This window comes from Paraburkholderia sp. SECH2 (assembly GCF_030464795.1).
GTDB lineage: Bacteria > Pseudomonadota > Gammaproteobacteria > Burkholderiales > Burkholderiaceae > Paraburkholderia > Paraburkholderia aspalathi.
In genome coordinates this window covers 106,216-117,694 of record NZ_JALPRH010000005.1, presented here as the reverse complement: position 1 = coordinate 117,694, position 11,479 = coordinate 106,216, and the positions used below count along the sequence as shown (strand labels likewise).

The window sequence follows — 11,479 nt, the reverse complement described above, 5'->3', positions numbered from 1 at the left end:
ATACGGAGACCCTGATGACGACTCTTGAAATGCAAGCGGCGAGCCCAGCGAAGGCCGCCGCGATGCACCCCGACGAATGGCAGGCGCGCGTGCAACTGGCCGCGTGCTATCGCATCTTCGACATGCTCGGCTGGACCGAGATGATCTACAACCACATCACGCTGCGTGTGCCGTCGAGCGTGAGCAGCGGCGAGCGCCACTTCCTGATCAATCCGTTCGGCCTGCACTACAGCGAAGTGACGGCGAGCAATCTCGTGAAGATCGACGCGCAAGGCCGCGTGCTCGACAACTCGCCGTATCCGGTGAACCCTGCAGGTTTCGTCGTCCATGCGGCGATTCACGAAGGCCTGGCTGATGCGCACTGCGTGATGCACACGCACACCACGGCCGGCGTCGCGGTAGCCTGCCTCGAAAACGGCCTGGAGCAAACCAACTTCTATAGCGCGCAGTTGCATGACCGCATTGCGTATCACGACTTCGAGGGCATCACGGTGCATGCGGAGGAAGGGCCGCGTCTGCTCGAACATATCGGCAACAGGCAAGCGGTGATCCTGCGCAATCATGGCCTGCTGGCATGGGGCCACACCTTGCCGCAGACTTTCGCTATTCTGTGGACGCTCAACCGCGCGTGCGAAATCCAGATGGCCACGTTTTCGATGGGCCGCGCGCGGCCGGTGCCGGAGGACGTGGCGATCCGTTGCTCGCGCGACTCCTTGCAATTCGATCCGCGTCACGGTGCGGGGCAGGATCTATTCGATGCGCTGGTGCGGCGCGTGGATCGCATCGACACGAGCTACAAGGATTAATGCGGACATTGAGCCGAAAGATTGACCCAGGGATTAACGCAAGGATTGAAGCAATGAAAGTAGGTATTTACGGTGCCGGCGCGATCGGCGGCTGGATGGGGGTGAAGTTCGCGCAGGCCGGCCACGACGTGAGCGTGGTGGCGCGCGGCGCGACACTCGGCGCGTTGCAGCAGCACGGCTTGCGTCTGATCGAAGGCGGCGTGACCCATGCGGTGAAGGTGACGGCAAGTGAACAGCCGCTGGATCTCGGCGTGCAGGACCTCGTCGTGGTGGCGGTCAAGGGTCCCGCGATGGCGTCGGTGGCCGCGCATATTGCGCCGCTGCTCGGCCCGCAGACGATTGTGCTGACAGCCATGAACGGCGTGCCATGGTGGTTCTGCGACGGGCTCGGCCGTGATTTTGCCGGCAAGCGGCTGAAGTCGATCGATCCTGACGGTGCGATCGCCGCCGCGATTCCGACCGCGCAGACCGTGGGCTGCGTGGTCCATGCCAGTTGTCTGATCGAGGCGCCGGGCGTCATCAGGCATCACCAGGGCAATGGGCTGATCGTCGGCGAAGCGTCGGGGCAAGCGAGTGAGCGCGTCAAAACGCTCACCGCCGCGCTGGCCGCAGCGGGCTTCAACGCGTCGATGTCGGAGCAGATTCAGCGCGACGTCTGGTACAAGCTGTGGGGCAACATGACGATGAATCCGATCAGCGCCATCACCGGTGCGACCACCGACCGGATTCTCAGCGACGAACTGGTGCGCAATTTTGTCACGAGCATCATGCTGGAAGCGAAGGAGATCGGCGCGCGCTTCGGTATTCCTATCGAACAGGCGCCGGCGGATCGTCACGAGGTCACGCTCAAACTGGGCGCGATGAAAACCTCGATGCTGCAGGATGTACAAGCCGCCAAGGCGGTCGAACTCGACGCGCTGGTGGCTGCGGTGCGTGAATTGGGGCAGCTCACCGACGTGCCGACTCCCTACACGGATGCATTGCTCGGGCTCGCGCGCTTGCACGCGAGTACGTTGGGGTTGTATCCGCGGCAGTGAAGGTTGCGACGACCTCCGAAAAGAAGCCGCCCCATGTGATCAACGGGGCGGTTTTTTTCGTCTTATGTTTCGCGCGTTATTTAAAGGGCTTGCCGCATCAAGCAGTCACGGCGGAAGAGGCCGGCAGCTTCGCCGCTTCGATCAACGACAGCGCTCGCTGCGTATCGCCGAGTTCCGTCATGCACAGTAGCGCAAGACGGGCCAGATATAAGGACGCTTGCGCTTCGCCTTCAGCGGTCAGTGTCTTGCAGAGCGTCGTGTAGACGAGGTCGAGTTCGCTATCGGTCATGGTGTGGGTTCCTCTTGCGTCAATTCGTCAGACTGGCCGTCACGGCGCTTTGCACGTCCGTCGCGTTGCCGTTGCGCCAGCGGGCGAGCACATGACCGTCTGGCCTGATCAGATAGACGGTGCCCGGCGTGGCATCGAGCATCTCATGCAAGCGTCCCGCCGGATCGACTACGTGCGGGACGGTCGCGCGCGGTGCATCGCCTGTGACCAGCGTGATCGCCTTGAACGGGATGCCGTGTTCGGCGAGCGCATGGTGCAATTGCTGCCACGCCTCGTCTTGCGCCGTGTCCGCGCCGAAGCGAAGTACGGTGAAGCATGGCCCAAGCAGATCGGTGAGATGGATATCGACGGGTACGCCGTCGCGCGTGCGTTGAAGTCGGCACTCCGGTAGTACCGTGCCTGGCGCCGGACCCTTGGCGAACGCGCCGGATGCAGCCGCTGCGACCCAATTGAGCGGCGATTGAGCATATGCAATCGCATGCGTTTGCCGCGGATTGATCAGTGGCCGCACGGCCGGATGATGAACGGCAAGTCCGAGAACTGCCTGGCGCATCAGGTCGAACGCGAACGAGGGCGGCGCCATGAATTCGGTGCTCTTCATGCCGTAGCTCAGATTCTCACGCGCCGCAAACACGCGCTCGTCGCTGTAGCTGTCGAGCAGGCGGTCCGACGCAATGCCGTTGACGACGCAACCGAGTTTCCAGCCGAGATTGTCGGCGTCGTCGATGCCGGAATTCGCGCCGCGCACGCCGAAAATCGGCACGAGATGCGCGGCATCGCCCGCGAACAGCACCGAGCCGTGGCGGTAGCGTTCGAGCGTCAATGCGTTGGCCCTGTAGACCGTAATCCAGATCGGTGACCATTCGCCCGTTTCGCCCATCGAGTCCAGCACGCTCTGCACGCGCGGCATCACGTTCTCAGGCTTGATTGCGGCCTCGGGATCTTCATCGTCGCGAAGCTGGTAGTCGATGCGCCAGACGTTGTCGGGCTGCTTGTGCACCAGCACGGTGGAGCCGGGATTGGAGGGCGGATCGAAATAGGCGAGACGTTCGGTGGCGCGCTCGCTTTCCAGTTCGATATCGACAATCACGTAGCGCCCCTCGTACGTGGTGCCGGTGAGCTTGAGGCCGAGCGCCTCGCGAATTGTGCTGCGGCCGCCGTCGCATGCGACGACCCAATCCGCGTGCATTGTCCAGGCGGTATCGCCGGTGCTGAGGTCGAGCGTTGCACCAGTGGCGCCGTTGCCGGTATGTTGTTCAATACCGGTCACGCGGGTTTGCCAGCGGATGTCGATCAGATCGGCATGCTGTTCCACTTCGTCGAGCAGCAACTGTTCGATCTGGTATTGCGCGATGTTGATCATCGGCGGCAGCGATTGCTCGTCGTCCTGATGCATGGCGAAGCGGAACACTTCGGCATCGCGGTAGAAGCTGCGGCCGCCCGTCCACGGCAAGCCTTTTTTCAGGAAACCGTGCACGGCGCCGAGGCGTTTGAAAATCTCCAGGCTGCGGCGTGAAATGCAGATCGCGCGGCTGCCGGTGCAGACACCGTCATCGGCTTCGATCAGCACCGAGCGTACGCCCTGGCGAGCCAGCGCAAGCGCCAGCGTCATGCCGACCGGACCGCCCCCGACAATCGCTACGGCGCGCCGCTGAGGGTCGCACCCGTCGACCAGCGGCGGCACCTCGCCCGCATAGTGACGCGGCGTGAACGGATAGGGTTTGAAACTGCGGCTCATGCGTGTCTCCTGGATCTTCGTTGCCGATGGATTGCCCGCCGCGGCTTGAGTGCTCTCTGGAGGCGGTGCGAATCGATTGGTGAAGTATGAAGGAGGGGTAGCGCGTGGCTGTCCTCATTTTGGGTACAAGGACTGGGCGTTCCGGCGATAGAAAAGGCCGCAGGGCGCTCACGCCCCCTGCGGCCCTTCTGATTCTTGCAATGCAATGCAGACCGCGCGGAATTGCCTAATCGGCCCCGGCCAGATGCGAAGCCTGGCGCGAGTGCTGGACGCTCGCTCCCACCGTGCATTCCTCGATCATCGCGCGGAACGTCGGCGCCGCGTGCGAAGCGCCGGTCGCCCCAGTCTCCGGCCCGCTTTCCGGCGCGCCGCCCACGCCTACAACCAGGGTCGCCCTTGGCCGCCATTCCCGCGTGCGCCGCAGCATGTTGCGCAAATACGGCGGCGATTCCGGCGCGTCGAGCGAGATGATGCAGATGATCGGCGCGTCCTTGAAGCTCGGTTCGTCGGCATGCGCGCTGCGATAGCCCGAGTGCGTGGCCATCATCGGCGCGAGACCCTGCCGGCCGAGCAATTGCACGGCGATCGCGGCGGTGACCTCATCGAATGCGCCGCGTCCCGGTACGCACAGCACCGAGGTCCTGTCGGTTTCATGGCGCATCGCCGGATGGGCCGAAATGTGGCTGTCGTGCCGATCCGAAAGGTCGGCCGTCGCCGATGCCGAGATTGCCCCAGCGGAGTCAGCCGGTTCCGTGCGCGACAGGCGATCCGGCAGGCCGTCGGAAATTTCCAGGTTTTCGACGATATCGACCAGTGCGTCGTTGATTCGCGCCAGTTGCTCAGGCATCAACACCCCGCGCATCGCATCGTTGCGCGCGAGCTTGAGGCCTTCCAGCGCGACATTGTCGTAGTAATCGATCAGCGACATCTCGCGCAGCAGGCGCTCGGCCTGCACGATGGCTTCATGCGGATCGTCCGCCAGAAGCCGCTGATAGAAGTTCTGCGCAGGCGTGAGAGCAGGCTGGTCGCCCAGCAGCACCGTGAGAAAGTTCAGACGATCCGCGTAGCGTCCCAGCGTGACGACGCACAGCGTGAGCGGCGTGGACAGCACGAGGCCGATCGGCCCCCACAACCAGCTCCAGAAAATCGCCGCCACGACCACCGCCAGTGGCGACAGCCCCGAGCGATGACCGTACAGCAGCGGCTCGGCGATCTGCCCGGCTACCACATCGACGACGATAAACAGGATCAGCGTATAGACCGCCATGGTCCATTGCGGCTGGATAGCGGCCGCGAGAAACACAGCAAGAATTGCGGCGATCCAGATGCCGATATACGGCACGAAGCGCAGCAACGCGGCAATCACGCCGAACAGCAGCGCACCCGGCACGCCGATGATCGCGAGCCCGATGGCAATGATCCCGCCCGCGCTGAGATTCACGCCCAGTTGCGCGACAAAATAGCGGCTCAACCTCCCGGCGGCGTCGTTGATCGCGGTGGTGGTGCGGTGCAGATCGCGCGAACCGAAAAGACTGATCAAACGGTCGCGCAGGTCTTCGCGCTGCAGCAGGATGAAGATCGTGACGACCAGCACGATAAAGGTGGTCTCGATCGGCGCAATGGCCGGTGACAGCGCGCGTTGAGCGAGTTGCATCGGCGTGGGCGACGGCTCGTGCACTTCGACGGGCGTCGGCACAGCGGGTGCGTTGCGCGCTGCACGTCCGGTAAGGCGCGGCGGGCTCGGCTTGGTCGGCGCGACGCGTTGCAGTGTGGCGGCGGCGCGGCTCATCAGCGAATCGGCCCGGCCGACGGTTTTCTCCTGCACCGTCTCGATCTTTTGCTCGATCGCCGCCTGATACTGCGGCAGATCGCCCGCCAGTTGCACCAGTTGTGCTCCGATCAGCCCGCCGACTGCCAGCAGGGTGGCGAGGGCGAACAGCACCGCGATAAAGATCGACGGCAACTGGCCCATGTGCAAGCGCCGCAGCGCCTGCACCAGCGGTGCGAGCAGAAAGCTGAGCAGCACGGAGAGCGTGATCGGGATCAGCACCTCGCGGGCGAAGTACAGCGCGCAGACCACCACGACGCCGGTGATGACCGAGGCCAACCCATGCAGACTGGGCGTGCCCGGTGGGTATACGCGGTTCGGCCGCCCGGTTGGCGGTAACGATATTTTCATGGACACACTTCTCGATGTTGTGGCGCTGACGTTTTTACTGAGGGTTCGCGCGGCTGGAACGGCGGCGATCGGTTAAAGCGCCCGAGCAATTCATATGCCCGGATTGTAGGCGCTTTGTAGTGCGGCGGCCGTATCCCTAGCCCATGTGCAAACGCAACAGCTCGAACAGCTGTGAGCTTGCATACAGTAGCAAGCCGATAAAGCCGCCCACAATCGTCCCGTTGATGCGGATGTACTGCAAATCCTTACCGATGTTCAACTCGATTTGCCGTGACATGTCGCGTGCGTCCCAGTTTTTCACTGTATCGCTGATGTGGCGCGTGAGGAACTGGGCAAAATCCGGCGCCATGGCGCGCGCCGCTTCTTCCAGATGGTCGTTCAGCGACTGGCGCAGCGCGGGGTCATGCGCCAGTTCGCGGCCTACCCACTGGCCCATCGCCATCACCCGGGCGTGCAGGGCCGAATCGCTGCTTTGCAGATCGCGTTTGAGCCATGCGCGCAATTCGCCCCACATGTCCTTCACATACGTGCTGAGCGCTTCGCCTTCCACCAGATAACGCTTCAATTCCTCGCCTTTCTGCAGGAATGCCGGATCGGTTTTAAGTTTGACGATCAGTTTCTGGGCGGCGTCGTCGAATTTCTGGCGCAACTGATGAGCAGGGTTCTCACTGATCTGCTCGAGCATCCGGTTCACCGCATTGGCGATCGCCTCGGCGCCTTTTTCCCCAAGCCACGCCGACGGTAGGATCATTTCCATCTTCGGATATTCGCCCTTCACCCATTCGACGATCCGCTCAGCGATAAACTCGCGCGCCTGCGGTTCGCGCAGCAGCGCCACGACCTGTTCGATACCGGCGTCGAGCAGTTCCTGATGACGGCCGTCCTTGGTGAGCGTGTCGAGAATCGAGCCCATGGATTGCGACAGATCGACTTTGGCCAGCACGTCGCGCAAGGCGTCCTTGATAAAGACCTGGATACGCACGTCGTCAGTCAGTTCGAGAATGCCGCCGGTCAGTTTGACCACGTAGTCGCCCAGCCGCGCGGTATTGGCCGGTTTCGTCAGCCAGCCGGTGATGCTTTGCGCCGGGTCGTGTTTCTGGATCAGTCCGACCAGCGACGGCACGTCCAGAAATTTGTCCTGCACGAACACCGCGAGGTTGTCGGCGATCTTGTGCTTGTTCTTCGGAATGATCGCGGTGTGGGCGGAGACGATCGGGATCGGCACGCGGCGAAACAGCGCGACCACGGCGAACCAGTCGGCTAGCGCGCCGACCATGGCGGCCTCGGCTATCGCCTTGATGCCGTCCACCCAGAGGCCGCGCGGCATGAAGGCGGTCACAAGGAAAACGCAGGCGGCGGCCGCCAGCAGCAGTAGCGGGGTGCGCTTGGCCTTCTTCAATTCGGTTTCTTTGTTCATCGGCAGCAGAGCAGCGAGGTTTTATTCGATTGGAATGGTGCGGTGCGATCGGGACGCTGGTCCAGAAACGGGAGTGTAGCGCCGCTGTTCCGGCCGTGTGGGGCCGGCTTGGGACAGTTTTTGACCGCAGGCGCGGTAACATGAGCGCCGAATGAACATCGAGCGACGACGCAATTGAACGGAATGGAGGCACAGTGATCAGGTTTCTGCACACCGCGGACTGGCAGATAGGCACGCAATTCGGTCAGTTCGAGCCGGACGAAGCCGCGCATCTCGCGGAAGCGCGCTTCGAGACCGTGCGCCGGATCGCTGAGGAAGCGGCTGCGCGCAAGGTCGACGCCGTGCTGGTCGCCGGCGACGTATTCGACCTGCAGACCGTCTCGGACACGGTGATCCGCCGCTTGTTCGGCGCGCTGCAGGCGTTCTCGGGGCCGTGGATCATGTTGCCGGGCAATCACGATGCGGCGCTGGTCGAGAGCGTCTGGACCCGTGCGCAACGCCTGAACTGCGTGGCGCCGAACGTACAGCTCGTGCTCGAACCCGGCGTGGTGACGCTCGATGCCTGCCAGTGCGCGTTGCTCTGCTCGCCGCTCACGCAACGCATCACTTACGACGACACGACGGGCTTCTTCGACACGACGGAGACGCCGCCCGGCTATCACCGCATCGGACTCGCGCATGGCAGCGTCAGCGGGATTCTGCAGGAGGGCATCGATTCATCGAACCCGATCGCGCCGACGCGTGCCGCGAGCGCGCGTCTGGACTATCTCGCGCTCGGCGACTGGCACGGTCATTTGCGCGTCGACGAACGCACCTGGTATGCCGGCACGCACGAGCAGGACCGTTTCCGCGCCAACGATCCGGGCTTCATGCTCGACGTCACGCTGACCGAGCCAGGCGCCGTGCCGTCCGTTGAAGCGGTGCGAGTCGGAAAATATCAATGGCATCGTTGGGAAGAGACGATCTCCGTGCCGACCGACGTCGATTCGCTCAAGCTGCGCCTCAGCGCGTTAGGCAGTCACGACGTGCTGCGCGTGACCGTAAGCGGCTCGACCGCACTGGCCGAAGCCGAAGCGATTCACGTCGCGATGGAAGAAACCCGTGCGCGCGTGCGTGCGCTACGTGTCGATCTGAGTGGTCTGCAGGTGCTGCCCACCGCCGACGACCTCGCCGAACTCGGCGCGCAGAGCGGCTACCTCGCGAAGGTGGTGGCGCGTCTGCGAGGCTTGCAGGAAGACCCGCAGTCCGACCCGCAACAGGTCAAACGCGCGGCCGAGGCGTTATTGCTTCTGGCGCGTTTTCAACGTGAACTGCCGCGCGAAGCGAGGTCCGCATGAAGCTGGAAAGCATCGCGATTCAGGAGTTCAAGCAGTTCACCGGACGGCTCGTTATCGACGATCTGCAGCCCGGACTCAATCTGTTCACCGGCCCGAACGAGGCCGGCAAGAGCACGATCGCCGAAGCCGTGCGGGCCGTGTTCCTCGAACGCTATAAGGCTTCGCATCTGAAAGACCTCCTGCCGTGGGGCAAGGCGAGCGGGCAGCCGTCGGTTGAAGTGACGTTCGATATGGACGGCACGGCGTGCAGGTTGTCGAAGCAGTTCGTCACCCGGCAGCGCTGCGAATTGAAGATCGGTCAGACGGTGTTCGGCGAGGACGAAGCGGAAGACAAGCTCGCCGTGCTCCTCGGTTTTTCGCGTGCAGCGCGTGGGCCGCTAAAGGCGGAGAACGCCGGCGTTCCCGGATTGTTGTGGGTGCAACAAGGCGGCACGCAGGAGGTTCGCGATTCCACGGGACATGCTGCGCAGTATCTGCGCGATGCGTTGTCGCAACTCTCGGGCGGCCATGAATCGGCGGGTGAGGATGCGCTGATCGCGGCGGTGCAGCGCGAGCTCCGGCATCTGCTCACGGCGCGTACGCAGAAGTCCACCGGGCCATTGGCTGAGGCCGAACAGGCGTTGGCAGCGCTGATCGAAGAGCGCGACGAGCTGGAGCAGCAGCGTCAGCAGTTCGACGAGAACATCGTGCGGCTTGCCACGCAGCAGGAAGCCTTCGACGACGCGCAACGCAAGCGCCCATGGGAGCTTCATGAGCAGAAGGCCGTGCAGGCGCAACAGCGCGCTGATGCCGCGGCCGAACTCGAACGGAGTCTTCAGGGCTTGGCGCAATCGCTGCAATTGAAGGACGCGGAGTTAGCGCTTTCGTTGCAACAGGAACAGGCGGCGACTGAACTCGAAACCGCCGTTGCACGCGAGCGGCAGCAACTCGACGCCGCACGAGCCAATGTCTCGACGGTTCAGAACGAGCATGCGCAGGCTCAGGCGAGCGTGGCGAAATTTGAGCAGGCGTCTGCCGATGCCAACCGTGCGTACGAACTGGCGAACGCCGCGGTGACCGCGGGCGATTTGCGCAGTCAGATTGCGTTGCACCGCACAGAAAGCGAACGGCTCGAAGCATCGATCGCGGCTGCCGGCGAGGCGAACGAGGCCGTGCTGGAGGCGACGCGCGCAGCGGCCGCGCTCGAAATCGACGGAGCACAATTGAAGCGGCTCCAATCGCTCGATGCGGAATTGACAGTGCTGCGTGCGCGGACCGAAGCGGCGATGACGCGGATCGAATACCGGTTGAATGGCACGATCACAGTCGGTGATGCGAAAGTAAGCGGCGAGGGCGTGCTGCGGATCGACGAGGAGAAACTGATCGGTCTTGGCGAACTCGGCGAATTGCGGGTGATTCCGGGCGTTTCCGATCTGTCGGCGCGCTTGTCCGAGTTGGCGTCGCTCGAAGCCCAGCATGCGCAGTTGTTGCAGGTGCTGGGCGTGGCGTCGTTGGGTGAGGCCGAGGCCAGGCTCGAGCAGTGGAAGACGCTGGTCGCGCAGCAGAAAAGCCAGGCGAAGATTCTTGAGGTGCATGCGCCGCAGGGTATCGACGCACTGCGGGCAGCGTTGGCTTCGGCGGATGCGCGATTGCAAACGGCTAACGGACGGCTTGCGGCGTTGCCCGATGTCTCCGCCGCGCCACCGCTCGATGAGGCTCGCCGCAACGCCGACATCGCACGCGATGCGCTGGATGCCGCCAGAAAAGTATTGGCGCAAGCGGCGGAAAAGCGCTCGACGGCTACGGCCACGACGGAATCGCTCGCCGCGCAACTCCAGCGCAAGGAAGCGCAACTGGCCGACGAAGCGTTCTGCCGCAACCGCGCGCAGTGGCAGACGAAAATCGTCGAGCAGCGCGTGCAGGTCGAGGCGTTGAAGAAACAGCTTGAAGGTCGCGAACGCGAGTTGGAAGCGGCGCGTCTCGACGATCCGGCGGCTGAGGCGAAACGCTATCGGGCGTCTGCGGAACTTGCGCGCAACGAGCAGCACGAACGGCAACTGCGGATCGCGCAGTTGCGCAGTCAGCTTGAGACGGTTGGCGCGTCTGGGCTCGGGGAGCGTCTCGCGACAGTGAACGCTTCGGTCGAACAGGCCACGCGGCGTAAAGAAGAACTCAGCTTGCGAGCAAGCGCTTTGAGTCTGCTCGACGAAGTGCTTGTCGACGAACGCGATGCGGCGGTGGCGCAGCTGCGTGCGCCGTTGACCGAGCGTCTCGGGCACTATCTGAAGCGGATTTTCCCACAGTCGACGATTGCGCTCGGCGACGATCTGAGTCCGGCAACACTAGATCGTTATGGCCGCGCGGATACGCTGGATGCGTTGAGCTTCGGAACGCGGGAGCAACTCGGCATTCTGACGCGGCTCGCGTATGCGGATCTATTGAAGGCGTCGGGTAGGCCCACCTTGCTCATGCTCGACGACGCAGCCGTGCATACCGACGCGACGCGGCGCGATGCGATCAAGCGCGCGCTGATCGATGCGGCTACGCGGCATCAGATTCTGGTGTTCACGTGCCATCCGGAGCTTTGGGACGATCTGGGCGTCAGGCAGCGGGCGATTGAGGATTTGAAAGTGGCGGCATAGGGCGTCTTGGGACGCCTTGGTTTCGTTGAATGTTTCGTTGAATGACCCGGGAACG

The 11,479-nt window shown here is 63.4% G+C and carries 8 protein-coding genes; 4 read left to right on the top strand and 4 right to left on the bottom strand.

The features are described from left to right. Positions 1–14 precede the first annotated feature (14 nt). Positions 15–806: a class II aldolase/adducin family protein gene (locus M0D66_RS11630; RefSeq protein ID WP_211706679.1), complete on the top strand. Its 792-nt coding sequence runs from the start codon at positions 15–17 to the stop codon at positions 804–806. A gap of 53 nt (positions 807–859) precedes the next feature. Beyond that, positions 860–1,843, top strand: coding sequence for a 2-dehydropantoate 2-reductase (locus tag M0D66_RS11625; RefSeq protein WP_211706678.1), 984 nt, complete (start codon positions 860–862; stop codon positions 1,841–1,843). Between the two features lie 97 nt (positions 1,844–1,940). On the opposite strand, the gene M0D66_RS11620 is transcribed toward M0D66_RS11625, so the two are convergent. The 4 genes from M0D66_RS11620 to M0D66_RS11605 all read right to left on the bottom strand — a co-directional run bounded on the left by M0D66_RS11620 (position 1,941) and on the right by M0D66_RS11605 (position 7,466). After that, positions 1,941–2,132: a hypothetical protein gene (locus M0D66_RS11620; protein ID WP_054035384.1), complete on the bottom strand. Its 192-nt coding sequence runs from the start codon at positions 2,130–2,132 to the stop codon at positions 1,941–1,943. A 19-nt stretch (positions 2,133–2,151) separates the two neighbouring features. Then, on the bottom strand, positions 2,152–3,870 hold the full coding sequence (locus M0D66_RS11615; protein WP_211706677.1) for an FAD-dependent oxidoreductase: 1,719 nt from the start codon (positions 3,868–3,870) through the stop codon (positions 2,152–2,154). A 226-nt stretch (positions 3,871–4,096) separates the two neighbouring features. After that, the gene (locus tag M0D66_RS11610) at positions 4,097–6,049 is read right to left on the bottom strand and encodes an AI-2E family transporter (RefSeq protein ID WP_200618832.1); all 1,953 of its coding nucleotides are present in this window, start codon (positions 6,047–6,049) and stop codon (positions 4,097–4,099) included. A gap of 136 nt (positions 6,050–6,185) precedes the next feature. Next, complete coding sequence (locus M0D66_RS11605; protein ID WP_200618833.1) at positions 6,186–7,466, bottom strand: DUF445 domain-containing protein; 1,281 nt, start codon at positions 7,464–7,466, stop codon at positions 6,186–6,188. A gap of 194 nt (positions 7,467–7,660) precedes the next feature. On the opposite strand from M0D66_RS11605, the gene M0D66_RS11600 reads away from it, so the two are divergent. Further along, entirely contained in the window at positions 7,661–8,803 is a 1,143-nt protein-coding gene (locus M0D66_RS11600; RefSeq protein WP_211706676.1) for a DNA repair exonuclease, read from the top strand. Further along, positions 8,800–11,424 (top strand): AAA family ATPase, encoded by a 2,625-nt coding sequence (locus M0D66_RS11595; RefSeq protein WP_211706675.1) that lies wholly within the window; start codon positions 8,800–8,802, stop codon positions 11,422–11,424. The genes M0D66_RS11600 and M0D66_RS11595 overlap by 4 nt, the downstream gene beginning before the upstream one ends. The last annotated feature ends 55 nt before the right edge of the window (positions 11,425–11,479 follow it).